This window comes from Dietzia sp. 111N12-1 (assembly GCF_001658045.1).
Lineage (GTDB): Bacteria > Actinomycetota > Actinomycetes > Mycobacteriales > Mycobacteriaceae > Dietzia > Dietzia kunjamensis.
In genome coordinates this window covers 45,447-70,606 of sequence record NZ_LSSV01000104.1, presented here as the reverse complement: position 1 = coordinate 70,606, position 25,160 = coordinate 45,447, and the positions used below count along the sequence as shown (strand labels likewise).

General features: G+C 70.1%; 24 protein-coding genes and 2 pseudogenes. 14 read left to right on the top strand and 12 right to left on the bottom strand.

The features are described 5' to 3' along the window. Positions 1–5: 5 nt before the first annotated feature. Together AYO52_RS17090 and AYO52_RS17085 are read right to left on the bottom strand one after the other, a co-directional pair. A complete protein-coding gene (locus AYO52_RS17090; protein WP_067720105.1) occupies positions 6–893 on the bottom strand; it encodes a hydrolase in 888 nt (295 codons plus the stop codon). After that, positions 890–1,072 (bottom strand): hypothetical protein, encoded by a 183-nt coding sequence (locus AYO52_RS17085; protein ID WP_067720103.1) that lies wholly within the window; start codon positions 1,070–1,072, stop codon positions 890–892. The genes AYO52_RS17090 and AYO52_RS17085 overlap by 4 nt, the downstream gene beginning before the upstream one ends. A 172-nt stretch (positions 1,073–1,244) precedes the next feature. On the opposite strand from AYO52_RS17085, the gene AYO52_RS17080 reads away from it, so the two are divergent. Continuing rightward, the gene (locus AYO52_RS17080; RefSeq protein ID WP_067720101.1) at positions 1,245–1,856 is read left to right on the top strand and encodes a GyrI-like domain-containing protein; all 612 of its coding nucleotides are present in this window, start codon (positions 1,245–1,247) and stop codon (positions 1,854–1,856) included. A gap of 238 nt (positions 1,857–2,094) precedes the next feature. Here AYO52_RS17080 and AYO52_RS17075 read toward each other — a convergent pair whose 3' ends face one another. Next, positions 2,095–3,525, bottom strand: coding sequence for a sugar porter family MFS transporter (locus AYO52_RS17075; RefSeq protein WP_067720099.1), 1,431 nt, complete (start codon positions 3,523–3,525; stop codon positions 2,095–2,097). Positions 3,526–3,705: 180 nt separating this feature from the next. Here AYO52_RS17075 and AYO52_RS17070 point away from each other — a divergent pair, with 180 nt between their 5' ends. Then, a complete protein-coding gene (locus AYO52_RS17070; protein WP_067720096.1) occupies positions 3,706–4,080 on the top strand; it encodes a nuclear transport factor 2 family protein in 375 nt (124 codons plus the stop codon). Between the two features lie 49 nt (positions 4,081–4,129). Here AYO52_RS17070 and AYO52_RS17065 read toward each other — a convergent pair whose 3' ends face one another. Further along, positions 4,130–4,819 carry an AIM24 family protein gene (locus tag AYO52_RS17065; RefSeq protein WP_067720095.1) on the bottom strand — a complete coding sequence of 230 codons (690 nt, stop codon included), beginning with the start codon at positions 4,817–4,819 and terminating at the stop codon, positions 4,130–4,132. Positions 4,820–4,857: 38 nt separating this feature from the next. On the opposite strand from AYO52_RS17065, the gene AYO52_RS17060 reads away from it, so the two are divergent. Next, positions 4,858–5,139, top strand: a complete 282-nt coding sequence (locus AYO52_RS17060; protein WP_067720093.1) for an Lrp/AsnC family transcriptional regulator — start codon at positions 4,858–4,860, stop codon at positions 5,137–5,139. 58 nt (positions 5,140–5,197) lie between these two features. On the opposite strand, the gene AYO52_RS17055 is transcribed toward AYO52_RS17060, so the two are convergent. The 3 genes from AYO52_RS17055 to AYO52_RS19160 form a co-directional block, all read right to left on the bottom strand. Next, a complete protein-coding gene (locus AYO52_RS17055) occupies positions 5,198–6,286 on the bottom strand; it encodes a 2-dehydropantoate 2-reductase (RefSeq protein WP_082924133.1) in 1,089 nt (362 codons plus the stop codon). 72 nt (positions 6,287–6,358) lie between these two features. Continuing rightward, positions 6,359–7,033, bottom strand: coding sequence for an SDR family oxidoreductase (locus AYO52_RS17050; protein ID WP_067720089.1), 675 nt, complete (start codon positions 7,031–7,033; stop codon positions 6,359–6,361). Beyond that, complete coding sequence (locus AYO52_RS19160; RefSeq protein WP_067720087.1) at positions 7,030–7,575, bottom strand: MarR family winged helix-turn-helix transcriptional regulator; 546 nt, start codon at positions 7,573–7,575, stop codon at positions 7,030–7,032. Before AYO52_RS19160 ends, AYO52_RS17050 begins: the two co-directional genes overlap by 4 nt. 113 nt (positions 7,576–7,688) lie before the next feature. Between AYO52_RS19160 and AYO52_RS17040 the strand changes: the two genes are divergently transcribed. Further along, positions 7,689–8,501, top strand: a complete 813-nt coding sequence (locus AYO52_RS17040; RefSeq protein WP_067720085.1) for an alpha/beta fold hydrolase — start codon at positions 7,689–7,691, stop codon at positions 8,499–8,501. An 87-nt stretch (positions 8,502–8,588) separates the two neighbouring features. Here AYO52_RS17040 and AYO52_RS17035 read toward each other — a convergent pair whose 3' ends face one another. Further along, positions 8,589–10,703 carry a PhoX family phosphatase gene (locus AYO52_RS17035; RefSeq protein ID WP_067720083.1) on the bottom strand — a complete coding sequence of 705 codons (2,115 nt, stop codon included), beginning with the start codon at positions 10,701–10,703 and terminating at the stop codon, positions 8,589–8,591. A gap of 206 nt (positions 10,704–10,909) precedes the next feature. Here AYO52_RS17035 and AYO52_RS17030 point away from each other — a divergent pair, with 206 nt between their 5' ends. From AYO52_RS17030 to AYO52_RS17010, 5 genes are all read left to right on the top strand, one after another. After that, positions 10,910–11,965: an ABC transporter ATP-binding protein gene (locus AYO52_RS17030; RefSeq protein WP_067720081.1), complete on the top strand. Its 1,056-nt coding sequence runs from the start codon at positions 10,910–10,912 to the stop codon at positions 11,963–11,965. A gap of 278 nt (positions 11,966–12,243) precedes the next feature. Continuing rightward, a complete protein-coding gene (locus tag AYO52_RS17025) occupies positions 12,244–13,512 on the top strand; it encodes an ABC transporter substrate-binding protein (protein ID WP_067720078.1) in 1,269 nt (422 codons plus the stop codon). A 190-nt stretch (positions 13,513–13,702) separates the two neighbouring features. Further along, positions 13,703–14,692, top strand: a complete 990-nt coding sequence (locus tag AYO52_RS17020) for a carbohydrate ABC transporter permease (protein WP_067720075.1) — start codon at positions 13,703–13,705, stop codon at positions 14,690–14,692. 35 nt (positions 14,693–14,727) lie between these two features. Beyond that, positions 14,728–15,639, top strand: a complete 912-nt coding sequence (locus AYO52_RS17015) for a carbohydrate ABC transporter permease (protein ID WP_253702284.1) — start codon at positions 14,728–14,730, stop codon at positions 15,637–15,639. 6 nt (positions 15,640–15,645) lie between these two features. Further along, positions 15,646–15,870, top strand: a complete 225-nt coding sequence (locus AYO52_RS17010; protein ID WP_007627187.1) for a hypothetical protein — start codon at positions 15,646–15,648, stop codon at positions 15,868–15,870. A 180-nt stretch (positions 15,871–16,050) separates the two neighbouring features. Here the strand turns inward: AYO52_RS17010 and AYO52_RS17005 are convergent, their stop codons facing one another. The 4 genes and pseudogenes from AYO52_RS17005 to AYO52_RS16995 all read right to left on the bottom strand — a co-directional run bounded on the left by AYO52_RS17005 (position 16,051) and on the right by AYO52_RS16995 (position 18,583). Continuing rightward, positions 16,051–16,851 (bottom strand): LLM class F420-dependent oxidoreductase, encoded by an 801-nt coding sequence (locus tag AYO52_RS17005; protein WP_067720072.1) that lies wholly within the window; start codon positions 16,849–16,851, stop codon positions 16,051–16,053. A gap of 89 nt (positions 16,852–16,940) precedes the next feature. Further along, complete coding sequence (locus AYO52_RS19080) at positions 16,941–17,075, bottom strand: DUF4334 domain-containing protein (RefSeq protein WP_253702292.1); 135 nt, start codon at positions 17,073–17,075, stop codon at positions 16,941–16,943. A gap of 145 nt (positions 17,076–17,220) precedes the next feature. Beyond that, a pseudogene (locus tag AYO52_RS19075) lies at positions 17,221–17,445 on the bottom strand (GXWXG domain-containing protein); the annotation flags it as partial. Then, positions 17,442–18,583 (bottom strand): annotated as a pseudogene (locus AYO52_RS16995) (acyl-CoA dehydrogenase family protein). The pseudogenes AYO52_RS19075 and AYO52_RS16995, both read right to left, overlap by 4 nt. Before the next feature lie 134 nt (positions 18,584–18,717). Here AYO52_RS16995 and AYO52_RS16990 point away from each other — a divergent pair. From AYO52_RS16990 to fadD5, 5 genes are all read left to right on the top strand, one after another. Continuing rightward, positions 18,718–20,214, top strand: coding sequence for an aldehyde dehydrogenase family protein (locus AYO52_RS16990; protein ID WP_067720070.1), 1,497 nt, complete (start codon positions 18,718–18,720; stop codon positions 20,212–20,214). 98 nt (positions 20,215–20,312) lie between these two features. Next, positions 20,313–21,302 (top strand): oxygenase MpaB family protein, encoded by a 990-nt coding sequence (locus tag AYO52_RS16985; protein WP_227022309.1) that lies wholly within the window; start codon positions 20,313–20,315, stop codon positions 21,300–21,302. Positions 21,303–21,615: 313 nt separating this feature from the next. Then, positions 21,616–22,602, top strand: coding sequence for a nitronate monooxygenase family protein (locus AYO52_RS16980; RefSeq protein WP_172812205.1), 987 nt, complete (start codon positions 21,616–21,618; stop codon positions 22,600–22,602). Further along, positions 22,599–23,390: an enoyl-CoA hydratase-related protein gene (locus AYO52_RS16975; RefSeq protein WP_067720062.1), complete on the top strand. Its 792-nt coding sequence runs from the start codon at positions 22,599–22,601 to the stop codon at positions 23,388–23,390. Before AYO52_RS16980 ends, AYO52_RS16975 begins: the two co-directional genes overlap by 4 nt. 59 nt (positions 23,391–23,449) lie before the next feature. Next, the gene (fadD5, locus tag AYO52_RS16970) at positions 23,450–25,042 is read left to right on the top strand and encodes a fatty-acid--CoA ligase FadD5 (protein ID WP_067720059.1); all 1,593 of its coding nucleotides are present in this window, start codon (positions 23,450–23,452) and stop codon (positions 25,040–25,042) included. Positions 25,043–25,160 lie beyond the last annotated feature (118 nt).

Sequence of the window (25,160 nt, the reverse complement as noted above, 5' to 3'; positions counted from 1 at the left end):
GCAGGTCAGGTGAGGTGGTCGAACTCGCCGTCGACCCAGGCGGCGTAGCGCTCCGCCGAGCGCTGGACGGCACCGCGGGCGTCCCGCGGCACGCAGCCGCCGAAGTTGCTGTAGATGCGGTCGAAGTCGTAACGCGAGACGTGGTCGGCGATCCGGCGGACGACGGCGCCGGACAGCGGCATCCAGTTGGGGAACGAGCGCATGAAGGTCACCCACCCCGGATCCGCGACCGAACCGATCGTGTCACCGGTGAACAGCACGCCGCGACCGTCGGGGGCGGTCCAGTGAACCACCACGCTGCCCGGGAAATGCCCGCCGGGCTGCGACGCGCGCACGCCCGGCACGATCTCGATCTCGCCGCCCTCCGCCGGGTCCGCGGCGTGGCCCCCGCCCCACACCACCGTGTTGCCCGGCCGAAGCCCCAGCCACTGCTCGTCCGGGGCGGAGACGTAGACCGGGCAGTCGTCGAACGCCGCCGACCACAGCGACTGCACCCCGTACATGTGCGGATGCGAGGCGATGATCGCGGCGAGGCCGCCCCACCCGCGCACCGCGGCGACCGCCTCCTCGCTGATGTAGTTCGGCGCCTCGACCAGCACATTGCCGTGCTCGGTGCGGATGAGCGCCGGCTTCTGCCCGATGCCGGGGCAGTTGATCTGCACGAGGTTGAGGACGTCGGTCTCGCGCTCGGCGAACTCGATCGACGCGCCCCGGGCCCGGGACTCCTCCGGGTCGGTCCACCGCTGCCCACCGGACGGCACGTACTGGCGCTCGTCCGCGCAGATCGGGCACACCTCCGGTAGCGGCTCCGCACGCTCGACCCCGCAGGTCGCGCACTGGGTCACCGAGCCCACGGGTGCGCCGCCCGCGCCCGCACCGCGACCGTGGCTCACGGCATGTCCCCCTCGATGTCGACGGCATGCCAGTCGTCGCCTATCTGCAGCTCGAGCGACCCGTCGACGGGGATCTTCTCGGACTGGCTGGAGACGGCGGACTCGAGTGCCTCCTGGGCGGTGTCGAAGTCGCCGAGGTCGATCGTCTGGTCGGGGGTGTGGAGGCGGTAGTGCGGCATGCCCCGATTGTCCCCGTCGCGCGCGACTGCCGCATCCGTCGCGGCCCCCGACCCACCCGCGCCGCAGTGGCAGGCCCCGCAGGTGCGCGGTGCCCGCTGCCCGGCGGGTCTTCCCTGGTGGCCGCCCGCGGCGCACACTGGACAGACCGCCGCCGCAGCGAGAGGGCACACCATGTCGTCGTCGTCATCCTCCCCGTCCCACGACCCACGCGACACCGCGCCGGCCGACCCGCCACCCGGGTACCCCGACCTCGGGCCCCAGCCGGTGGACGGAGTGCGGCTGCTGCGCGCACCGGCCGTGCCGACCGCCGTCGTCCGCGCCACCGGCGTGCCCATGGCCACGATCGCCGGGTTCTTCGACTCGGCCTTCGGCACGGCCTTCCCGGCCCTGTTCGCCGCCGGCGTCACCCCGGCCGGGCCGGCGTTCGCGCTCTACACGCGCACCACCGAGGAGCCCGAACCCGCCGCGGACCTGGAGATCGGGTTCCCCCTGGCGCGACCGCTGGCCGAGCTGGACCCCGACGAGCCGGCCGAGATCGACGGGATGCAGGTCATCGCGTCCGAGCTCCCGGCCGGGGACGTGGCGGTGACCAGTCACCTCGGCTCCTACGACGGGCTCGGGCAGGCCTGGGGCGAGTTCATGGGCGCGATCGGCGCGACCGGCCGCGCGCCGGGCAGCCCGTTCTGGGAGGTCTACGTGACCGAGCCGAGCCCCGACATGGACCCGGCCACCCTGCGGACCGACCTGTTCTGCCCCGCCCGCACCCCGGACGACGCCGCCTGACCCGGGTTCATCGCCCGTCGCCCGCCGCCCGTCGCCCGCCGCCCGTCGCCCGCCGCCCGTCGCCCGTCGCCCGTCGCCCGTCGCCCGTCGCCCGTCGCCCGCCGCCGAGCAGAGGATTTCGCCTGTATCTCTCGAGAAGCAGTGCGCGAATTCCTCTTCTCGGCGAGCGCTCACAGGCCATCGCCGTCCCGCGCCGTCGCTGCGGGCGACGGGCCGGGCGGCGGGGTAGGCCGCGCCGCTACATGTCCTCCAGCGACCGACCGTTGGTCTCCGGGATGAACTTCGCCACGAACAGCAGCGACAGCAGCGCGGAGACCGCGTAGAAGCCATAGGTGAACGTCAGGCTGAACTCGGCCATCGGCGGGAACGCGGTGGACACGACGAAGTTCGCCAGCCACTGCGCGGCGGCCGCCAGACCGAGGGCCGCGGAGCGGATGCGGTTGTTGAACATCTCGCCGAGCAGCACCCACACGGCCGGGCCCCACGACATGCCGAAGAACACGACGAACCCGTTCGCGGCGATGAGCGCGATCAGCCCCTGGGTGTCGGCGAGCTGCGGGGCGAGCTCGCCGTCCGGGCCCGGTCCCATGGTCGCGGTGCTGAACATCAGCGCCATCACGGCCAGCGAGATCGTCATGCCGACGGACCCGGTGATGAGGAGCTTGCGGCGGCCGATCTTGTCGATGAGTGCGATCGCCACGATCGTCACCACGATGTTCGTCACGGACGTGATGACCGTCTGGGTGAGCGCGTCCTCCTCGGTGAAGCCGACCGACTGCCACAGCGAGGTGGAGTAGTAGAAGATCACGTTGATGCCCACGGCCTGCTGGAAGACCGACAGGATGATGCCGATCCACACGATGGGCAGCAGGTTGACCCCGCCCGGCTTGACCAGGTCGCGCCACGAGCGCTTGCGGTCGTCGCGGACCGTCGCGCGGATCTCCCTGATCCGGGAGTCGACACCGCCCTGCTGAATGGAGCGGAGGACCTCGCGGGCCCGGTCGACCATGCCCTTGCCCACCAGGTAGCGCGGTGATTCGGGGATGGTCAGCGCGAGCACCCCGTAGGTCACGGCGGGGATCACCTCCGCCCAGAACATCCACCGCCACGCCTCGGCGCCGAACCACAGTTCCTCGATCGCGCCGCCCGCGATGCCGGCCAGCCAGGCGTCGGAGAGCAGTGCGACGAAGATGCCGGAGACGATCGCGAGCTGCTGCAGTGATCCCAGCCGACCGCGGATCGCGGGTGGGGCGACCTCGGCGATGTAGGCCGGCGCGATGACGGACGCCGCGCCCACCCCGAGCCCGCCGACCAGCCGCCAGATGATGAGGTCGACGGGGCCGAAGGCGAACCCGGTCCCCAGGGCACTGGCGGTGAACAGCACCGACGCGAGGATCATCACGCGGGTGCGACCCCAATGGTCGGCGAGACGGCCGGCGACGTAGGCGCCGACCATGCACCCGAGCAGGGCGGAGGACACGGCGAAGCCGGTCAGCCCGGCGTTCATCTCGAAGGTCTCCTGCACGGCGTCCACGGCACCGTTGATCACCGCGGTGTCGAAGCCGAACAGGAAGCCGCCCAACGCCGCGACCAGGGAGATGAGCACCACCCGGCCGGTGTTGAACGTCTCCTCCTCGGCAGGTGTGGGTGAGGTCTGCTGCGTGGACATGACGTACCCCGCTCTGTCGGCCGACGCACCTGCACCAGGTGGTGAAGGGAGCGTAGGCACGCGGTGCAAGTGACGCAAGCGATAAAGGAGACGGTCGTTCGGCCCGGTCCGCCCCCACGGGGCGAGAACACGTTCTAGGCTCGGGGTCACCTCGTCGTCGTCACCGAAAGGGCCACCGCCTTGAGCGCCTCACCCGACCAGATCCGTTCCACCGCAGACTCCTACATCGCGGCACTGACCGCCGGCGACCTCGAGGCCGTGATGGACCTCTACGCCGAGGGCGCCACCGTCGAGGACCCGGTGGGCAACGGCACCGTCCACGAGGGCAAGGCGGGCATCCGCGAGTTCTACGCCAGCGTCGTGGCGATGAAAATCGAGGGCGAGGTGCTCGAGGCGCGCGTGTGCGGAAACGACCTGCTGTTCAACTTCGAGATCACCACCCACTTCGACGCGGACTCCAAGGCCACCATCAACGTGTGGGACCTCATGACCCACGACGAGCAGGGCAAAGTCACCTCGATGCGCGCCTACTGGACCCCGGAGAACATGCGCTGACCCCGCGCCCCTGAACCCCGCGCCGGCCGGGGTCGCCGGGGCGCGCGGACTACGCGCCGCCCTGGCTCCCGGCCCCCTGGGGCACGTTCTCCGACGGCTGCACGACCACCAGTCCCTGACCGCCGAACGCCAACTGGAACGTCTCCCCGGACCCGCCCCGGAGCAGGGACTTCACCCCGCCCGTGTCCACCCGGACGTCCATCGTCACGCCGGCGGTCCACAGGACCACGGCCTGGGGATCGGCGAACGTCGGTGCGGAGGTCACGTCGAGGGCGACCGGCTGTCCCTTGGTGGTCACCGCCACGAACCCGGTCCCCCGCAGGGAGACGTTGAACAACCCGCCGGTCATCACGGCGCCCTTGGCGGCGATGCGGTGGATGTCCCACGCGACCCCCTCGGAGAACGCCAGCACGCTCGCACCGTTGACCGAGATCATGTCGTCCTCCAGGTAGAGGACCTGGACCTCGGAGGCCTGGTCGGCGAGGAACAACTCACCCCGCCCGGTGCAGCGCATGAGGGGCACACCCTCCCCGGTGGCCGCCGCCTTGAACATCCTGCCGATCCCGCCGCTGCCGACGTTCTCGAACCCGACCTGCCCCTGGTAGGCGACCATCGATCCGGTCCGCGCGAGGATCGGCTGGTCGGCGAGCGTCACCTTGAGCATCTTGGAGTTCTGGAGGGCGAACGGGCGGTTCGTCTCCGTCTCGCGCGCCGACTGGAAGAGGTCCCCGTGGATCATGGCGCACACGGTACGCCCGCTCCACTAGCCTTGGGGTCATGATCACCGCAATCGTCTTCGTCCACGCCGAGACGGCGCGGATCCCCGAGGTCGCCGGGGCCATCGCCGATATCGACGGAGTCTCCGAGGTCTACTCGGTCACCGGCACCATCGACCTCATCGTGCTGGTGCGGGCCCGGCGCAACGACGAGATCGCCGACATCGTCTCGGACCGCCTCAACAAGGTCCCCGGCGTGGTGGACACCGAGACCCACATCGCGTTCCGCACCCAGTCCAAGCACGATCTCGAGGCCGCGTTCTCGATCGGGTACGAGGACTGAATCGGGTACGGGGACCGAACCGGCTACGGGGGGCCGCATCGGCTACGGGGACCGGGAGTCAGGTCGGCTGGCCGGTCATCTGCTGTATCCGGGCCAGACGGCGGGCCCGGCGCCGGGCGCGCTGCAGCTCGGTGAGGAGCTCCCTGCCGGTCCATTGTCGCCGGTCCTCGCCGGCCGCCTCGGCCTCGTGCACCAGCTCCACCATCCGCGCGCAGGCCGGAGCCCCCAGTCCGAGCTGACCGGCCATCTTCACGACCTTGCCCTGCAGGTACTCGACCTCGGTGGGCCGGCCGCGCACGAGATCGTCCGTCATGGACGAGGTGCCGTCCGCGTCGACGCGGACCGCGGCCCGGGCGAGGCGGCGGAACAGCGGGTTGGGCAGCCGCATCACCACCGGGAGGGCGCCGGCGGGGATGGCCAGCGGCACCCGCGGCACCACCCCGGCCGCGGTGAACACGCGGTTGGCCTCCGCCTGACACAGGGCGACACAGCGCCGCAGGTCCCGGTCCAGCAGCTCCGTGCGCAGCGGGAGTCCGGACAGCGCCTGGACGGCGTTGTTGAGGTTGAGCAGGACCTTGCCGTGGAGGACCGCCTGGATGTCGTCGGTGGGCCGCACCGGCAGCTCGGCCGCCGTCATGGTGCGGATCAGCGGGACGGCCATGGGGTGTTCGGCGAGCCGGATCACCCCGGTGGAGGTCCGCCGATAGGTAGCGGGCCCGATGCGCGCGACATTGAACGGTATGACGCCGGGGATCACCGTGGTCCTGTCGACCAGTTCCCGGATGAGGTCCGCCGAGTGCAGACCGTTCTGCAGGCCCACGACCAGCGTGTCCGGCCGGAGGAACGGTGCGAACTCGGCGGTGGCGGCGGCGGTCTGCCCGGCCTTGGTGCACACCAGCACGACGTCCGAGCGGCGGACGCTCTCGGGCCCGGTGGCCAGGGTGAGGGCGTCGGCGGGGATGTGGAGCCGGGCGTCCTCGCCGTCTCCGGACTCGACGGTCAGTCCCACCGCCCGGATCGGGTCGAGCACGTGGGGGCGCCCGACCAGGGTCACGTCGGCGTGGCGGGCGAGCCGGCCGCCCAGGTAGCAGCCGATCACGCCCGCGCCGATCACGGTGATCCGAAGAGGAGGGTTCGGGCTGGTCATGGTGGTGCAGAGGTTACGACACGCGCGGCGGCGGGGGAGCCGTTCGACGTACCTGGCCGCCGGACGGGGGAGTCAGTGCGGGCGCGGCCGCAGGACCACCTCGGTGGGGTGTGAATCCGGAGTGGACTCCAGTGCCTGCCGGACGGCGGTGGCCACGGATTCCGGGCGGAGGAAGGCGCCCGGGTCGTAGTCGCGCCCCTCGGCGGCGGCGATCGCGCGCTGCATGTCGGTGTCCACGCGGCCGGGGTGGATGGACGTGACGCGCAGGTCGGGTTCCTCGCCGCGAAGGGTGTCGGTGACGGCGCGGAGCGCGAACTTGGAGGCGCTGTAGGAGCCCCAGCCCGGTTTGGCGGTGGTCCCCGCGCCGGAGTTGACGACGACGAGGTGGCCCCGTGCCGCGCGCAGCGCCGGGAGCAGTGCCCGGGTCAGCTCGACGACGGCCAGCACGTTGACCTCGAACGCCCGGCGCCACTGGCCGGCCTCGGACTCGTCGATCCGGCCGAGTTCGGCGACGCCGGCGCAGTGGACGAGGCCGTCGAGGGTGCTGATGTCGCGGGCGGCGCGCGCGACCCCGTCGCCGGTGGTGAGGTCGGCCTCCACCACCCGGGCTGAGCGGCAGTCAGCGGCCACGGCCCGCAGCGCGTCGACGTCCCTGCCCACGAGGACCAGGTCGTGGTGGGCGGACAGCGTGCGGGCGGTCGCCGCCCCGATCCCGCGGGAGGCGCCGGTGACGAGAACCGTGCTCATGCCCCGAGGCTAGACGGACCGGGGGCGTCGGAGTGCTGCGGGTCGGACTGCTGAGAGTCGGGAAGGGCGTCGACATCGCCGTCGAAGGCGTCGAGGAGGGCGGTGAGGGCGGGCACCGCCGAGGAGAGCAGATCGCGGTGTTCGGGGCTCAGATAGGACATCCGCTCGGCGAAGTCCCGGTCACGATCGGCGAGGACCTGTTCGATGCGGGCCCGACCGAGGTCGGTGAGGCGGACACAGACCCCGCGTCGGTCGGAGGCGTCGGGTTCGCGCTCGACGTACCCCATGGCCTCGATGACGCTCACCGAATTGCTGGTGGTCGGTACGCGGACGTTCTCGAGTCGGGCGAGGTCCGACATCCGCAGCCTCCCGTGGCAGGCCAGGGTGTGCAGGATCGAGGTCTGCGCGCGACTCAGCGCGTACTGGGTGCTCTGCCGGCGGACAAGCAGGTCCAGGCGCAACAGGATGGGTCGGAACTTCTCGGCGAGTCCCCGCCCGGGCTCACCTTCCCGTATCGCCGGATCGCTCGTCGTCGTCTCCATGACCCCTGCTCCCTCGACACCGGCTTCCGCCCCGGAAGCCTCGCGGCACCGAATCTAGGCCGAACTTCTCCCGTCATGGGGCGCCACCTCGTCCCGGGGTGGATACTGATCGCATGGGTTTGTATCACCAGATCACCGGGGCCGGCCCGACCATCGTCCTACTGCACGGCGTGTGCCACCGGGCGCACGCCTGGGATCCGGTCGTGCCGCTGCTCGCGGACCGGTTCCGCGTGGTGGTCGTGGACCTGCCCGGCCACGGGCGGTCCGCGGATCTGCCGGACACCGGCGACGTGCTCGACTACTTCGTCTCCGAGCTCGTCACCCTCCTGGAGGAGGTCGTCCCGGCCGGGGAGCGCCCCCACATCGCCGGCAACTCCCTGGGGGGCTTCCTCGCGCTGGAGCTCGGCGCCCGGGGACTGGCGAGCAGCGTCACCGCGCTGTCGCCCGCGGGGTTCTTCCGCTCGCACGCCGAATGGCGCTACACGGTGAGCGTCTTCCGGAGTCTCCGCCGGGCGGCCGGCCGGATCGGCCGCCACACCCCGGCCCTGACCGAGCGGGCCGCCGGACGCGCGGTGATGATGGCGGTGTTCTGCGCCCGCCCGTGGCGGTACCCGGCGGAGGCCGCGGCCATCGACAGCGAGGCGATCGTGTCCAACACCGTGCTCGACCGGGCCGACCGGCGGGCGTTCGTGTTCTCCGCCCCCGTCGACGAGAACCTGCCGATCACCATCCGGTGGGGCCGGTTCGACATGGTCCTTCCGGTGCGGCAGGTCTCACTCGCCACGCGGTTGTTCCCGCAGGCGAGGGTCGAGGTCAGCGCCGACGGGCACGTGCCGATGTCCGACGACCCGGAGGGCGTCGCGGCCTCGATCGCCGCCTGCGCCGAGCGCGGCCTGGCGTACGCGCGGGCCGGCAGTCGGGCCTGACCGGCTCGCCTGCCGGCCCGGCAGCCGAGCCTGACCGACCCGACCCGCCGGCCCGGCAGTCCGCCTACCCGCCCCGGCCGTCCGCCGTCAGGAGCCGATCAGACCCGTCGGCAGGGAGCCCGAACCGAGAGAGCCGGCGCCACCGGAGAACCCGTTGCGCCACGCGACCACGGTCGACGGCCGCGGCTGCGAGGTGCCGCCGTCGGGCCAGTGCGAGGCGGGGTTCTCGATCGACGCGCCGTCCGTCTCACCGGGGTGCTGGACGTTGACGATCACCCGGTTGTCGAACACCAGCGGTCCGCAGGTCTCGGCCCCGACAGGGACCGTGAGGAACAGCTTGGTCTCGCCGCGGTTCGGGTCTTCGGTCGCCACCGAGTAGAGGCCGTCGTTGAAGCCGAGGGCGTTGCCGTCGGTGGACACCCACAGTCCCCCGGCCGTGTCGAAGGCGACGTTGTCCGGGCAGGAGATGGGGCTGACCTTCGACTTGTCGAAGCCGCCGAAGTACGAGTCCGCCTCGGCCGGGTCGCCACACACCAGCAGCAGGTTCCAGCCGAAGGTCGTGCCGGCGTGGTCGTCGGTGATCTCCACGACCTGACCGTGCTTGTTGTTGTGCCGCGGGTTGGCCTCGTCCACGTTCGCGGTCGTGCGGCGCGTGTTGTTGGTCAGCGCCATGTAGACCTTGCCGGTGGTCGGACTGGGCTCGACGTCCTCGGGGCGGTCCATCTTGGTGGCGCCGACGCGGTCGCCGGCCATGCGGGTGTACACCGCGACCTGCTCCGGCGTCATGTCCGGCACGTGTGAGACGGCGTTCCCACCGGGCGCGACGGTCATCAGCGGGATCCAGGTGCCGGTGCCGTCGAACGCGCCGTCGGCGGGCAGCGTCCCGGAGCCGTCGATCTGCGCGGCGGGGGAGTTGCCGGCGAACGTCGCCACGTAGAGGGTGCCCTCGTCGAGGATCTTCATGTTCTCGGCCCGTGCGGCCGAGCCGGTACCGGGTGTGATCCGGCGGCTGGAGACGAACTTGTAGAGGTAGTCGAAGCGCTCGTCGTCTCCGGAATAGGCGACGACGGTGCCGTCGCCGGTGACGTGGACCGAGGCACCCTCGTGCTTGAACCGGCCCATCGCGGAGTGCTTGACCGGGGTCGAGTTCGGATCCCAGGGATCCACCTCGACGACGTAGCCGAAGCGGTTGACCTCGTTGGGCTCGGCGGCCGGGTCGAAGCGGGCGTCGAACTCCTCCCACCGGCGCCCCGAGCGGGAGACGGAGACGCCGTAGCGGCGCAGGGCCTCGAGACGCTCCGGGTCGGTGACCGTCCCGGTGGTGCCGAAGTACTGGTTGAAATTCTCCTCGCCGGACAGGACGGTGCCCCACGGTGTGTGCCCGCCGGCGCAGTTGTTCAGCGTGCCGAGCACGCGGGTGCCGGTCGGGTCGGCCGTGGTCCGGGTCAGGGGGCCGACGGCGGGTCCGCGCAGCTCGAACGGGGTGGTCGCGGTGATGCGCCGGTTGTAGGACCCCATGACGGGGTCGAGCCCGCCGTCGCCGGCGCGGCTGGACAGCTCGACCACCGTCAGCCCGTGGGCCGCCCAGGCGATCTCGACCTGCTCGCGGGTCGGGGCCGAGGAATCGTAGCCGCGGAACATCGACGGCTCGGTCGTGTACTCGTGGTTGACGGTGAGCAGGAAGCGATCGTCGCGGTCGTCCATCGGGAACATCACCGCCAGATCGCAGTTGTAGCCGTACTGCATGGCCTGCGCCGCAGCGGTCTGGTTCTCGAAGTCGAACTCCGGGGCGCCCGGCAGTACGGGGTCGCCCCACCGGATCACAACATCGCTCGAGTATCCCGCCGGGACGGTGACGGCGTCGGCGGTGTTGGGCGCGACCGGGGCGAACCCCGTGTCGATCGTCGCGCCGCCGGTGGATCCGGTGGGGCCGAGCGAGCCGGCGGCGGACGAGCCCTGCGCCGCGGCGGTCGCGGGCAGCACCTGGGTGGCGCCCACCGCCAGCGCCACGACGCCCGCGGCCTTGAGCGCACCGCGGCGGCTGATCTCGGTGGCGATGTCCCCGAAGTACGGGTTGTCGGTGGTGTTGGGCACCGGCGCGGCGCACTGGTCCCCGCACTTGTAGACACAGGTCACGTGCTGTCGGTTGGAGATCCCCGGCGTCGGGGCGGTGGCGATCGGGAGCAGGCGGCGGACGGACATTCGAGTCTCCTGGAGGCGTCAACAGTCGTAGTGGACGCATGCACGCTAGGCGCGCGGGACGACCGGGCGGTCGCGGGCGGGCCACGCCCGGATGAACTGTGTGCGCAGTGCGGGTGAACTCCGCTCCGGGCCGCTACAGTCACCCGTGTTCGCCCTCTATCTCGGATCGTCCGGCACGTTCCTGCCGGTGAAGGGAAATATTTCTCATGGCCTCGGTGACCTTCGAGAACGTGTCCATCGTCTATCCGGGGGCGGCGCGACGCAGCGTCGACCGCCTGGACCTGGAGATCGCCGACGGCGAGTTCCTCGTCCTGGTCGGACCCTCCGGCTGCGGAAAATCGACGACCTTGCGCGCCCTGGCCGGTCTGGAGGACGTGGCGGCGGGACGGATCCTCATCGGTGACAGGGACGTGACGGGCACCGAGCCCAAGGACCGCGACATCGCGATGGTGTTCCAGAACTACGCGCTGTACCCGCACTACACGGTCCGCGAGAACATGGGTTTCGCCCTGAAGCTGGCCAAGGCGTCCAAGTCGGAGATCACGGAGCGCGTCGACCGCGCGGCCGAGATGCTCGACCTGGTGCCGTACCTCGACCGCAAGCCCAAGGAGCTCTCCGGTGGCCAGCGTCAGCGCGTGGCCATGGGGCGGGCGATCGTGCGCAACCCGCAGGTCTTCCTCATGGACGAGCCGCTGTCCAACCTCGACGCCAAGCTCCGGGTGGCCACGCGCGCACAGATCGCCAAGCTGCAGCGGGACCTGCACACCACGATGATCTACGTGACGCACGACCAGGTCGAGGCCATGACAATGGGCGACCGCGTCGCGGTGCTCAAGGACGGGGTGCTCCAGCAGGTCGACGCCCCTCGCGAGCTCTACAACAACCCGGTCAACGCCTTCGTGGCGGGCTTCATCGGGTCACCGTCCATGAACCTCTTCGACGCCCCTGTCGCCGACGGGGCGGTGGACCTCGAGGGGTTCCGTGAACCCGTGCCCGCCGGCTCGGGGTCGAGGGTCACCGTCGGCGTGCGGCCCGAGCACCTGCGGATGGCCGCGGAAGGCCACGGGCTGGAGGTGACGGTGGACCTGGTGGAGGAGCTCGGGGCGGACAGCTACCTGCATTGCTCGACCCGCGACAACCACCCGGTGGTGTACCGGGCGGAGTCGGGTGACCACCCCCGCAAGGGCGACACCATGTACCTCGAGGCGCTCGACGACGAGGTGCGGTTCTTCGACGTGGAATCCGGTCTCAGGCTGCGCTGACTCCACGGGGCCGGGGCCCGTGCCGACAGCGGGACACGCCGGTGTCCGCCCCGAGCGGTGTTGCTAGAGTGACTCCTGTGACCTCGCTCTCGTGACCATCCGTGGTGTCGGGAGCGACGGCGCGTCGGTCGCGTGTCCGCACGTGGTCCCGCGCCACCGCCGTCTCGTGGGTTACGCTCAGCAGGTCCTCAGTGAGACCCGCGTCACAGTCGGCACCGGTCCACTGCCCCGTCGGCACTCGCCGAGGGGAGTCGAGACACGACAGTAGGAGAGAGCGCATGGCCGTTCACGGCAGGTTCCTCAAGGCGGCGGCGGCCGCCTCCGTAGTCGCCCTGGTATCCACGGCGTGTGGATCGGGTGGCGATGAATCCGACGAGCAGGCGCAGGCCGGCACCTCGGGCGTCGGCCCCATCACCTTCGCGATGGGCAGCAACGACACCGACAAGCTCCGCCCCGTCATCGAGCAGTGGAACGCGGAGAACCCCGACCAGGAGGTCACCCTCCGCGAGCTGCCCGCCGAGCAGGACGGGCAGCGCGACACCCTGACGCAGTCGCTCCAGACCGAGAGCGGCGAGTACGACGTGTTCGCCCTCGACGTCACCGACACCGCGTACTTCGCGGCCAACGGGTGGCTGCAGCCGATCGAGAACGAGACCGAGGTCGACACCTCCGGCCTGATCGAGGCCGCCGTCGACTCGGCGACCTACAACGGCACCCTCTACGGCGTGCCGCAGAACACCAACGCCCAGCTCCTGTACTACCGCACCGACCTCCAGCCGGAGGCTCCCGCCAACTGGGAGGAGCTCGTCTCCTCCTGCGAGGCCGCGGAGGGTGCGAACGTCGACTGCCTGCAGACCCAGCTCAGCCAGTACGAGGGTCTGACCGTCGCCGCCACCCAGTTCATCCACAGCTGGGGCGGACAGGTCGTCGGTGAGGACGGCAATACCCCTGAGCTCGACACCGAGGAGGCGCGTGCCGGCCTGACCGCCCTCGTCGACGCCTACAAGGGCGGCGTCATCCCCCAGAAGACCGACGCGTTCACGGAGGAGGAGACCGCGCAGGCCTTCCTCGCCGGCGAGACCATGTACTCCTACAACTGGCCGTACATGTACGAGTCGGGCCAGTCCGACCCCACGTCGCAGGTCCAGGGTGACTTCCAGGTCGCCCCGATCGTCGGCGAGGACGGCGCCGGTCAGTCCACGCTCGGTGGCTACAACAACGCGATCAACGTGTTCTCCGAGAACAAGGAGACCGCGCGGGCCTTCCTCGAGTTCATCATCTCCGAGGACGTCCAGATGGGCTTCGCCGAGCAGTCGTTCCCGCCGGTGCTGTCCTCGATCTACGACGACGAGGCGCTCCAGCAGGAGTTCCCCTACATGCCGGCGCTGAAGGCGGCGCTCGACAACGCCGAGCCGCGCCCGGTCACGCCGTTCTACCCGTCCGTGTCCAAGGCGATCCAGGACAACACCTTCGCGGCGCTTCGCGGGGAGAAGGACGTCGAGCAGGCCCTCAACGACATGACGGCCGCGATCCAACAGGCGCAGTGATTCACAACGCACAGTGATCCACCGAGCACGGTGATCGAACGAGGTCAACGATCACCGCGGTCCGGGTGATCGGCACACGGTCCGGCGGCAGACGGCTGTCGGACCAGGGCAGGTGGGCCCCGGGTAACGTTCCCGGGGCCCACCTCCTCTCCCTGGTGGGGCGGGCGCGAACCCGGCGAGGAGCAAGGCGATGACGACGAGCGAGAAGTCCCCGGCGCCACTGGTCGAGAAGAAGTTCGACTGGCGTCCGGTGTGGATGGTGGGTCCGGCCCTGGCCATCCTCGCGGTGGTGATCGGGTACCCGGTCATTCGCGCGGTGTACCTGTCGTTCATGGCCGACCGCGGCCTGGACCCGGCCACGGGCATGTTCTCGGAGGGCGGGTTCGCCGGTTTCCAGCACTACCTCTACTGGCTGACGCAGGCCTGCCCCGCTCCCGGCGGCGACGGCACCGTCACCTGTCCGCCGGGCGTCTCGTCCGTGGACTTCTGGCCCGCCATGGGCAACACGCTGTTCTTCACCGTCACCACCGTCTCCCTCGAGACGGTGCTCGGTTTCGCCATGGCCGTGGTCATGGGCAAGAGCATCTGGGGACGCTCGCTGCTGCGCGCCGCCGTCCTGGTCCCGTGGGCGATCCCCACCGCCGTCACGGCGAAACTGTGGGCGTTCATCTTCGCCCCCAACGGGATCGCCAACACCCTCCTGGGCACGAACATCGCGTGGACCACCGACCCGTTCTACGCCCGTATGGCCATCATCATCGCCGACGTGTGGAAGACCGCGCCGTTCATGGCGCTGCTCATCCTCGCCGGGTTGCAGATGATCCCTGGTGACGTCTACGAGGCGGCCCGCGTGGACGGCGCGTCCCGCTGGCAGCAATTCGTCCGCATCACCCTTCCGCTGGTGCGTCCCGCCCTCATGGTGGCGATCCTGTTCCGCACCCTCGACGCACTCCGCATGTACGACCTGCCCGTCATCCTCGTGTCGGCCAACTCCAACTCGCCCACCGCGACCGTGTCGATGCTGGTGGTCAACGAGATGAGAATGGGCAACTTCAACAGTGCCTCCGCGATATCGACACTGGTGTTCCTGCTGGTCTTCGCCGTCGCGTACATCATGGTCAAATTCCTCGGCGCGAACGTCGTGGAGGATCGCACGGGCAAGAAGGGGGAGATCCGGTGAGTCACCGAGCGTCTGAACCGAGCACCTCGCCGACCATGCCGACGACCACCCCGTCGTCGTCGTCGACCCCCGGCTCCGACCGGCGCCGCGACGACGAGGACATCAAGCCGCCGCGCAAACCGCTCGGCCCCACCGTCAGCACCTACGTCGGCGCGCTACTCATCCTCATCTGGGGACTCGCGCCGTTCTACTGGATGCTGGTGACCGCGTTCCGCGACAACCGGTTCATCTTCTCCGCCAGCCCGGTGCCCTCGCACCTCACGCTCGACAACTTCCGTGAGGCGCTGGCCACGGACGGCGGCAACAACTTCCTGGGCGCGATCATCAACTCCGTGCTCATCAGCTCGATCACCACCGCCCTCGCGCTGACGTTCGGCGTGTTCACCGCCTACGCCCTCGCCAGGGTCGACTTCCGGGGCAAGTTCCTCGTCACCGGGATCATCCTCGCCGCGTCGATGTTCCCCGGCGTCGCCCTGGTCACGCCGCTGTTCCAGCTGTTCACGGACATCGGCTGGATCGGCACCTACCAGGCGCTCATCATCCCCAACATCTCGTTCGCGCTCCCGCTGACCATCTACACGCTCACGTCGTTCTTCAACGACCTGCCGTGGGAGCTGGAGGAGGCTGCCCGCGTCGATGGTGCGACCCGCGGCCAGGCGTTCATCAAGATCATCCTCCCGCTCGCCGCGCCGGCCCTGTTCACCACCGCGATCCTGGCGTTCATCATCACGTGGAACGAGTTCGTGCTCTCGCAGCAGCTGTCCACGACCGCGACCGAGCCCGTGACGGTGGCGATCGCCCGGTTCTCCGGCGTCAATCCGTATCTGCCGCCGCACGCGGCGATCATGGCCGCCGGCGCGCTCGTCACCGTGCCGCTGGTGATCATGGTGCTGATCTTCCAGCGGCGGATCATCTCCGGCCTCACCGCCGGCGGCCTGAAGAGCTGATCGGCGGTGGCTCGGAGCGGCGGTGACGCCCTGGGTGCCCGGCAGCGGCTGGAGGTCATCGGCGGGTTCGTCGGGTTCTTCACCGTGCTGGCGCTGGTCAACGCGGTGGGCTTGATCCTCACCGGGCGACCGTCGATCTTCGCCTCGCTCGTGCTGGTGCTCATGCTGGTGGCGTCGTGGTACACCTACCGGACGTGGCGCCGGGTCGACCGGGCGGTCAAGCGGGGCTGACCCGCCGCGGCCCGCGCCGACACGCGCCCGCCCCAGCCCGCCCGGCCCGCCCCGGTTCCAATCCAGCCCGAAATCCGCTACTCGGAATGCGGATTCGCTACGCCGATCGGGATAGCGGATCCGGATTCGGAGTAGCGGATTTCCGGCGCCGACGGGCAGGTTCAGCGCCGGCGCGCCGGCTTATCGCCCGTCGCGCCAGGCCACCAGCGACTCGACCAGGTCCAGCGGGTAGTCGGGGCCGTTGAGCCCGACCGTGAAGAGGGTGACGCCCTCGGCGTGCAGGTTCTCGGCGAGCCGCTTCGCCTCGTCGGGCGAGCTGGCCCCGCCGATCTCCGTCGACCGCTCGATCTCGCCCGGATCGCGCCCCACGTCCGCGCAGTGCCCGGCGAGCACCTCCGACTTGTGGCGGTAGGTCTCCACGTCCACGAACGAGTGCCAGATGTCGGCGTGGCGGGCCACGTGTCGCAGGGTCTTCTTCTCACCGCCGCCACCGAGCAGCACGGGGATGTCCCTCGTCGGGGCGGGGGTGAGCGTGGCGAAGCGCTGCTCAATCCGCTCGAGGGAGTGCCCGAGGTCGTCGAGCCGCGAGCCCTTGGTGCCGAACTCGTAGCCGTACTCGGCGTAGTCCCGCTCGAACCATCCGCTGCCCAGGCCCAGGATGAGGCGGCCGCCGGAGATGTGGTCGACGGTCCGGGCCATGTCGGCGAGCAGGTCGGGGTTGCGATAGGTGTTGCAGGTGACCAGGGCGCCGATCTCGACGCGTTCGGTCTGCTCGGCCCACGCGGCCAGCATCGTCCAACACTCGAAGTGGGCGCCGTCGGGATCACCGTAGAGCGGGAAGAAGTGGTCCCAGTTGAAGACCACGTCCACGCCCGCGTCTTCGGAGCGTCGGACGGCGTCCCGGATCAGTCCGTAGTCCGGCGAGTGCTGCGGCTGGAGCTGGACGGCGATGCGGACCGGGCGCGTGGGGTTCGGGGTCATGCGCCCCATTGTGGGGCGTGGCGCCGCCCCGTGCACCCGCCCCGCGCACCCGGGCCAGGCTCCCGCCCCGCGCACCCGGCCCGTGCGTCTCAGCGCTCGCGCTCCAGGACGAACCAGAAGTGCTCTCCCTCGTGCACGGTGCCTCGCCCGTTCATCACCGCGAGGAGGGTGTCGGGTCCGACGACGGCGAAGTGGTCGATCACCGGCAGGCGGTCGTACACCATGGAGGCGGTCGGGCGGCCGCGGAAGGAGACCTCCCACAGGGACGCCCCGCCCCCCGCCGGTCGCCGAGGTGTCCGGCACGACCTCACCGGAGTCGTCGGTGACGAGGATCGGGTCCACCTTGCGGGCCTCGGTGAAGTCCTTGCCCCACCAGCGCATCTGCCCGAGCATGCCGAACATGGGGTGCCCGGTGTCCAGGCCGGTGCCCTTCCAGCGGCTGCCCGCGATGTCGTCGACCCGCGCGGGCTCGAGGGAGTCCCACAGCGCGGAGACGCGGTCCGAGGGGACCGTGTCGAGCGCGAGGATGAGCTCGAACTCGCGCGCGGCGGCGCCCGCGGTCCCGGCGGTGCCGACCGCCCCGGCGGTGCTCACAGGCCGAGCGTCTTGCCGATGATGTCCCGCTGGACCTCGTTGGTGCCGCCGTAGATGGTGGGGACCACCGCCTGGCGAACCAGACGTTCCATCCCGTACTCGGTGGCGTACCCGTATCCGCCCATGGACTGCATGCACTCGAGCGTGACCCGCTTGCTCAGCTCGGACGCCTTGAGCTTGGCCATGGAGGCCTCGCGGGGGAACAGGGCCGTGGGGTCGGCCTCGTCGACCTTCCTGGCGACCGCGTAGACGAGCAGGCGCGCGGCCTCGATCTCGGTGGCGAGGTCGGCCATACGGTGGCGGAGCACCTGGAAGGAGCCGACGGGGCGGCCGAACTGCTCGCGCTCCTTGATGAAGGTCAGGCAGTCGTCGAACGCCCGCTGGGCCACGCCGAGCTGCATGGCGGCGAGGATGAGGCGCTCGGTATTGAGCCCGGTCATGAGCTGCGCCCAACCGCCGCCGACCTCTCCGATGACGGAGTCGGCGGGCAGGCGGACGTCGGTGAAGTAGAGGTCGTTGACCTCCTTGCCGCCCATGGTCTCGATCCCGGTGATCTGCAGGCCCTCGATGTCCGCGGGCACGTCGAACATCGTGATGCCCTCGTGCTTCTTGCCCGACGAGTCGGTGCGGGCGACGAGCAGGATGCGGTCGGCGAAGTGGGCGTTGGAACACCAGGTCTTCTGCCCGTTGATCACCCAGTTGTCGCCGTCGCGCTCGGCCTTGCAGCGCAGGGCGGCGACGTCGGACCCGGCGCCGGGCTCGGACATCGAGATGGACAGGGTCCCGCCGTTCACGACCAGCTCGAGCGCGCGTTTACGCTGCTCCTCGGTCCCGAACTTCTGGTACGCGGCGGCCGTGATGAGGGTGGGGCCGATGCCGCCGATCGGGGCGAGGCCGCGCAGGGAGTGCTCGAGCAGGAGGCACAGTTCGACGGCGCCGGCGTCGGAGCCGCCGTACTCCTCGGGGACGGTCAGCCCCAGCCATCCGAGCTCGGCCATCTTGGAGTAGATGTGCGGCGAGTGGGTGCCGCCCTCGGTGGTGAGCTCGCGTCGCTCTCGACGCCGTCGACCTCGCGCGCGCAGAAGTCATCGATCGACTTGGCGAATTCACGCTGCTCTTCGGTGAGGATGTCGAACACTTCTCGCCTCGTTTTTCTGTGTGGTTGCCCCGGTATCTGGCACGGGGTGCCGGTTGGGTGCACACTGGACTACTGTGGCGCGTATCGCGGTACGCTACATCAAATATATGTGATCGGTAACGAGAGGACCTCAGATGACGACCACCGAGCCCAGCAAGACCGGCCCCACGTTCGCGAGCCTGGACCCCCGCGACGGCACCGTCCTCGCGGAGTACCCCGTCGCCGGTCCCGAGGAGGTCGCCCTCGCCGTGGAGCGTGCGCGTGCCGCGGCTCGCTGGTGGGCGAACCAGGGTCCGCGGGGTCGCCGTGAGTGGCTGCTGGAGTACAAGCGGGCGATCTCGTCCAGGGCCGAGGAGTTGGCGTCCCTGATCTCCGCCGAGACCGGGAAGCCGGACGAGGACGCGACCCTCGAGGTCATGCTCACCGTCAGCCATCTGGAGTGGGCGGCCAAGAACGCGGACAAGGTCCTGCGACGGCGCTCCGTCTCGGCCGGGCTGCTCATGAGCAACCAGGCCGCCTACGTGGAATATCAGCCCTACGGCGTGGTCGGCGCGATCGGCCCGTGGAACTACCCCGCGTTCACCCCGATGGGCACGCTGTCCTACGCCATGGCCGCGGGCAACGCGGTGGTGTTCAAGCCCAGCGAGCTCACGCCGGGTGTGGGCGTGTGGCTGGCGGAGGTGTGGGATTCCCTGGGCGCCTCCCAGCCGCTCATCCAGACGATCACCGGCGACGGCTCGACGGGCGCGGCGTTGTGCAGGGCGGGCGTCGACAAGCTCGCGTTCACCGGCTCCGCCGCGACGGGCCGGAAGGTCATGGCCGCCTGCGCGGAGACGCTCACGCCGGTCGTCATCGAGGGCGGTGGCAAGGACGCCCTGCTCGTCGACTCGGACGCGGATCTCGACGCGGCCGCCGACCAGGCGGTCTTCGGCGCCATGGGCAACGCGGGCCAGACCTGCGCGGGCGTGGAGCGGATCTACGTCCACTCGGACGTCCACGACGCGTTCGTCCAGAAGTTCACGGCCAAGGTCCGCGCGCTCACCCCGGGCAACTCGATCTCCTCCAGCTACGGGCCCATGACGCTGCCGGCGCAGGTCGACATCGTCCGCAGGCACGTCAAGGACGCGATCGCCAAGGGCGGCAGGGCCGTACTCGGCGGCGAGGACTCGGTCGGCGAGAAGATCATCGAGCCGGTCGTCCTCGTCGACGTCCCCGAGAACTCGTCCGCGATCACCGAGGAGACCTTCGGCCCCACCGTCGTGATCAACCCTGTCGCGGACCTGGAGGAGGCCATCGAGAAGGCGAACGCCAGCAGCTACGGCCTCGGCGGTTCGATCTTCACCGGCAACAAGAAGCGGGGGCTGGCCCTGGCGGAGAAGTTGGACGTGGGCATGGTGTCGGTCAACTCGTTCCTCGCGTTCGCCGGCATCCCGGCGTTGCCGTTCGGCGGTTCGGGTGACTCGGGTTTCGGCCGTATCCACGGCGCCGACGGGTTGCGCGAGTTCGCCCGCCCCAAGGCCATCACCGCGCAGAAGTTCGCGGCCCCGCTGAACCTCATGACCATGACCCGCAAGCCGCGTGACATCAAGATCGTCAAGTGGATGCTCGCGAACGTCCAGGGAAGGATGTGAGGTGAGATGACCGCCACCTCCGAGAGAACCGAGGAGGTGACGACGACGACGAGGGCCGCGGCCACCGAGCGGTCCGCCGTGCCCGGGGTGTTCGGACCATGATCCCGGCCGACCTCGTCGCCGACGCCGCCGTCGACCACCCGCTCACGGCAGGGGTCCCGTTCAAGCCCGGGCGCTGGTACTGGCGTGATCTCATCGCGACTCTCGATCCGGTGGCGGACGCGGCGGAGATCCACCGCATCACCTCCGCGTACGAGTTCCCGTGGGACTATCAGCGAGCGCTCGAGCTGGCGCTGTACCGGACCTACTGCATCCCTTCGGTGTCGGCGGTCCTGGAGCAGGCGGGCAACTTCCGCGATCACCCGCAGAAGCGGTACGACGACACCGCGCTGCTCATGGTGGAGCTGGTCGAGCACGGGTACGACTCGCCCCGCGGCAAGGAGGCGCTGCGGGTGATCAACCGCCAACACGCGATGTACGAGATCACCAATGACGACATGCTCTATGTGTTGTCGACGTTCATCTACGAACCGCTCGAGTGGATCGATGCGAACGGCTGGCGGCGTCTGCATCCGAACGAGCGGCTCGCGGCGTTCCACTTCTACCGCGCAGTCGGGGAGCGGATGAAGATCAAGGGGATCCCGCAGGACATCGGGGAGTTCCGGCGCTGGCGGGACGACTACGAGGCGCGCACCATGCGCTACGCCCGGACCAACGAGCTCATCGGGACGTACACGCTCGATCTCATGTGTTCCTGGTACCCGGAGCCGGCCCGGCCGGTGGTCCGCAAGGTCGTGCAGGCGCTGATCGACGACGACATGACCCGCGCCTTCGGCTTCCCGTGGCAACCTCGGGCGTTCCGCGAGGCCGCCTACGCGGCGCTGCGGATGCGGTCGAAGGTGGTGCGGTGGCTGCCGGTCCGCCGCCGCGAGCTCGGGTCCCGTGGGACCGAGAACCGGACGTACCCGGGATACCCGGAGGGTTACCGTCCCGCCGACCTGGGGGCCTGCCCCATCCAGCCGCGCGACCGGGTGGGCGCCTGCCCGGTCGTGCACGCTCCAGCCGCCGGCTCCACCGGAGCCGCCTGACCCGGCGGAACCGCCGCCGCGCCCCGCGATTTCCGCACGTCGGGACGCCGAACCCGATGCCCGGAGAGGGTGCGTGACCCACGAGGGCGTGAGGGGCACATGGGTGCGCTTTCCGGGTTAGGTGGAACACGGTGTGATCTTGACAACACCGGCTACGGTGGGCATCGCGTAGCGACACTTACACATATATGTGATCGGATCCATGGTCGTTCTGGAGGGACGACGTCATCGCGGTCGGTTGCAGAAGGGATCAGTCGCCGATGCCAAGTCCTGAGGCCACCTCCGGTGGCACCTACGAGGAGGTCCAGCCGTGATCCGCACCCGATTCACCGAGGAGTTCGGCGTCCATCATCCCATCGTCCAGGGCGGCACGATGTGGGTCGGCCGCGCCGAACTCGCCGCCGCCGTGTCCGAGGCCGGCGCGCTGGGGATCATCACCGGACTCACCCAACCCACGCCCGAGGACCTGGTCAAGGAGATCGCGCGCTGCCGGGAGATGACCGACCAGCCGTTCGGCGTCAACCTCACGATCCTTCCCGCGATCTCTCCGCCCCCGTACGCCGAGTACCGGCAGGCGATCGTCGAGTCGGGCGTGAAGATCGTCGAGACGGCCGGGTCCAATCCCAAGGACCACCTACCGGTGTTCCACGAGGCCGGCATCAAGGTGATCCACAAGTGCACCTCGGTCCGCCACGCGATCAAGGCCGAGCAGCTCGGTGTGGACGCGGTATCGATCGACGGCTTCGAGTGCGCGGGCCACCCGGGGGAGGACGACGTCCCCGGCCTGGTGCTCATCCCTGCCGCGGCGGCGAGGCTGTCCATCCCGATCCTCGCCTCCGGCGGGATCGCCGACGCCCGCGGCATGGTGGCAGCACTGGCGCTGGGAGCCGACGGCGCCAACATGGGCACCCGCTTCATGTGCACGGCCGAGTCGCCGGTGGCCGAGCAGGTCAAACAACAGATCGTGGCCAACACCGAGCTCGACACGAAGCTGATCTTCCGGACACTGCACAACACCGCGCGGGTGGCCGCCAACGCCGTCTCCGCCGAGGTCGTGTCGAAAGAGGCCGAGAGTGCCGAGTTCTCCGACATCCAGCACCTCGTCGCCGGAGCCCGCGGACGCAAGGTCTTCGAGGACGGCGACCTGGACGCGGGCATCTGGAGCGCCGGCCAGTGTCAGGGTCTGATCCACGACGTGCCCACCGCGGCGGAGCTCGTCGACCGGATGATGGCCGAGGCTGAGGAGATCATCACCGGCAGGCTGGCCGGGATGGTCGAGGCGGGGGAGAAGGTCCGATGACCGCGACCGGACGTGACGCCATCAAGGTCGACCATGACGACCTGGGCGTGACCACGATCAGTATCAACCGGCCCGACCGGATGAACGCGCTCGACCACCCCACCGTCACCGCGCTGACCGAGCTCATCATCGAACACGGCAGCGATCCGGGCACCCGGGTCATCGTGCTTTCAGGGGAGGGCGGGGCGTTCACCACCGGAACTGACCTGCAGGCGATCAAGGACGCCGGCGCGGACGCGCCCAGCCCCGACGCGACCATGGCCGGGGCCGCCGCACTGGTCCGCGCGGTCCTCACGGTCCCGGTCCCGGTAATCGCCGCCGTCACCGGCCCGGCGGCCGGGGTGGGCGTCTCGCTCGCGCTGGCCTCCGACCTCGTCCTCATGTCGGAGGACGCCTACCTACTGTTCGCGTTCACCAACATCGGACTCATGCCCGACGGCGGCGCCAGCGTGCTGCTGCCCGCGGCCGTCGGACGGTCGATCGCCTCGCGCATGCTGCTGCGTGGCGACGCCGTCTCCGCCGCGGAGGCCCACGACGTCGGACTGGCCATGGAGGTCCACCCGACCGCGGACCTCGAGCCCGCCGCCGCGAAGCTCGCCCGCCGACTGGCCCGGGGTTCGCGCCGCGCCCTGGAACTGACCAAGAGGGCCGTCACCGGGGCCACGCTCGCCGAGCTGGACGCGGCCCTGGCCAGGGAACACGAGGGCCAGTGCGAGCTGCTGATCTCCCCCGACTTCGCCGAGGGCGTGTCCTCGATCCTCGAGAAACGGCGCCCGAACTTCTCCTGAACCGTCCCTCCTGTCACCTGCCCCTCCCGTCACCCACCGCCCGACGAAAGGCCGAGATCATGACCACCGCCACGGATCCCATCGCCGAACTCCACGCGGCACGTCGCAACAACTGGAACACGTGGGTCGCCACCCACGCCGAGATGCAGCCCGACGCGGAGGCACTGCGCTACCTCGGTCAGACCACCACGTGGTCCCAGCTGCACGATCGCAGCAACCGCTTCGCCGACGCGTTGGCCCGCCGCGGTGTGGGCAGGGGCGACCGGGTCATGCTCATCACGCTCAACAACCCGGAGTTCGTCGAGGCCGTGCTGGGCATCAACGAGCTGGGCGCCATCGCGGTACCGGTGAACTTCCGGCTCACCCCCGGTGAGCTCGCCTACCTGGTCAGCGACTGCACGCCGAAGGTCGTCGTCACCGACGCGATGCTCGCGCCGCTCGTCGGCGCGATCCGCGCCCAGGGCGAGGAGCCGGGCCACCACATCGTCATCGGCGGTGAACCGGGGGCGCCCGACCAGATCACATACGCGGACGCGATAGCGGAGCAGGGCCAGCCGCATGAGCCCGTCGACGTGCCCGAGGACTCCACCGCGCTCATTACGTATACCTCGGGCACCACGGGGCGGCCCAAGGGCGCCATGCTCTCCTACGAAAACCTCACTGCGCAGTCCCTGACCTGCATCCGGGTCTTCCGACTGTTCGACGAGGACGGGCGCGCACTGTGCGCCGCCCCGATGTTCCACATCGCGGCGCTCGGCTCGATCGCGCCGAGCCTCCAACTCGGCGGCGTCACGGTGGTCCACCCGCTGCAGGCCTTCGACCCCGCAGCGGTCCTAGACACCCTCGAGGCCGAGCACATCACCAGCATCTTCCTCGTCCCCGTGCAGTGGCAGGCCGTCTGTGCCGAGCAGCAGGCCCGCCCGCGCAGCCTGGTGCTGCGCAATATCTCCTGGGGCGCGGCCCCGTCCACCGACACGATCCTGCGCGCCATGGCCGAGACCTTCCCGGACGCCCTGAACTGCGCGGTGTTCGGCCAGACCGAGATGAGCCCCATCACCTGTGCCCTCGACGGCGATGACGCGATCCGCAAGATCGGTTCCGTCGGCAAGGTCATCCCCACCCTCCAGGCGCGCGTCGTCGACGGCTTCGGCGAGCCCGTCGGCCCGGGTGAGGTCGGCGAGATCGTCTACCGTGGTCCCACCACGATGTCCGGTTACTGGAACAAGCCCAAGGAGACGGCGGAGGCCTTCGAGGGCGGGTGGTTCCATTCCGGCGACCTGGTCCGCATGGACGACGAGGGCTTCGTCTACGTGGTGGACCGCAAGAAGGACATGATCATCTCCGGCGGCGAGAACATCTACTGCGCCGAGGTGGAGAACATCATCGCCGGGCACCCGAGGATCCGCGAGGTCGCGGTGATCGGCCGCAAGGACGACAGGTGGGGCGAGGTCCCCGTCGCAGTGGTCGCCCAGAACGTGGAGGACGGCGTTGCCGATCTCACCCTCGAGGAGATCAGCGAGTGGCTGCGGGACAAGCTCGCCGGCTTCAAGCTCCCCAAGCATCTGGTCCACGTCGACGAACTCCCCCGCAACGCCAGCGGCAAGGTCGTCAAGGGCACACTGCGTTCCGAGCACGGCACCGTGGGCGTCTGAGCTGGTGTCCCGGCTCCCGTCCGACCACTCCGGGAGAGCAGGGAAGTGCTCACCAGCTCTATCGTCGGGCCGGATCCACAGGTGCGCGACCACCGGCTTCCTGCAGCGACCGTTCCGG

Coding starts and splice junctions, on each gene's coding strand:
- AYO52_RS17085 (WP_067720103.1), bottom strand. CDS start 1,072: ATGCCGCACTACCGCCTCCACACCCCCGACCAGACGATCGACCTCGGC.
- AYO52_RS17080 (WP_067720101.1), top strand. CDS start 1,245: ATGTCGTCGTCGTCATCCTCCCCGTCCCACGACCCACGCGACACCGCG.
- AYO52_RS17075 (WP_067720099.1), bottom strand. CDS start 3,525: ATGTCCACGCAGCAGACCTCACCCACACCTGCCGAGGAGGAGACGTTC.
- AYO52_RS17065 (WP_067720095.1), bottom strand. CDS start 4,819: ATGATCCACGGGGACCTCTTCCAGTCGGCGCGCGAGACGGAGACGAAC.
- AYO52_RS17060 (WP_067720093.1), top strand. CDS start 4,858: ATGATCACCGCAATCGTCTTCGTCCACGCCGAGACGGCGCGGATCCCC.
- AYO52_RS17055 (WP_082924133.1), bottom strand. CDS start 6,286: ATGACCAGCCCGAACCCTCCTCTTCGGATCACCGTGATCGGCGCGGGC.
- AYO52_RS17050 (WP_067720089.1), bottom strand. CDS start 7,033: ATGAGCACGGTTCTCGTCACCGGCGCCTCCCGCGGGATCGGGGCGGCG.
- AYO52_RS19160 (WP_067720087.1), bottom strand. CDS start 7,575: ATGGAGACGACGACGAGCGATCCGGCGATACGGGAAGGTGAGCCCGGG.
- AYO52_RS17040 (WP_067720085.1), top strand. CDS start 7,689: ATGGGTTTGTATCACCAGATCACCGGGGCCGGCCCGACCATCGTCCTA.
- AYO52_RS17035 (WP_067720083.1), bottom strand. CDS start 10,703: ATGTCCGTCCGCCGCCTGCTCCCGATCGCCACCGCCCCGACGCCGGGG.
- AYO52_RS17030 (WP_067720081.1), top strand. CDS start 10,910: ATGGCCTCGGTGACCTTCGAGAACGTGTCCATCGTCTATCCGGGGGCG.
- AYO52_RS17025 (WP_067720078.1), top strand. CDS start 12,244: ATGGCCGTTCACGGCAGGTTCCTCAAGGCGGCGGCGGCCGCCTCCGTA.
- AYO52_RS17020 (WP_067720075.1), top strand. CDS start 13,703: ATGACGACGAGCGAGAAGTCCCCGGCGCCACTGGTCGAGAAGAAGTTC.
- AYO52_RS17015 (WP_253702284.1), top strand. CDS start 14,728: ATGCCGACGACCACCCCGTCGTCGTCGTCGACCCCCGGCTCCGACCGG.
- AYO52_RS17005 (WP_067720072.1), bottom strand. CDS start 16,851: ATGACCCCGAACCCCACGCGCCCGGTCCGCATCGCCGTCCAGCTCCAG.
- AYO52_RS19080 (WP_253702292.1), bottom strand. CDS start 17,075: ATGGTGTACGACCGCCTGCCGGTGATCGACCACTTCGCCGTCGTCGGA.
- AYO52_RS16990 (WP_067720070.1), top strand. CDS start 18,718: ATGACGACCACCGAGCCCAGCAAGACCGGCCCCACGTTCGCGAGCCTG.
- AYO52_RS16985 (WP_227022309.1), top strand. CDS start 20,313: ATGATCCCGGCCGACCTCGTCGCCGACGCCGCCGTCGACCACCCGCTC.
- AYO52_RS16975 (WP_067720062.1), top strand. CDS start 22,599: ATGACCGCGACCGGACGTGACGCCATCAAGGTCGACCATGACGACCTG.
- fadD5 (WP_067720059.1), top strand. CDS start 23,450: ATGACCACCGCCACGGATCCCATCGCCGAACTCCACGCGGCACGTCGC.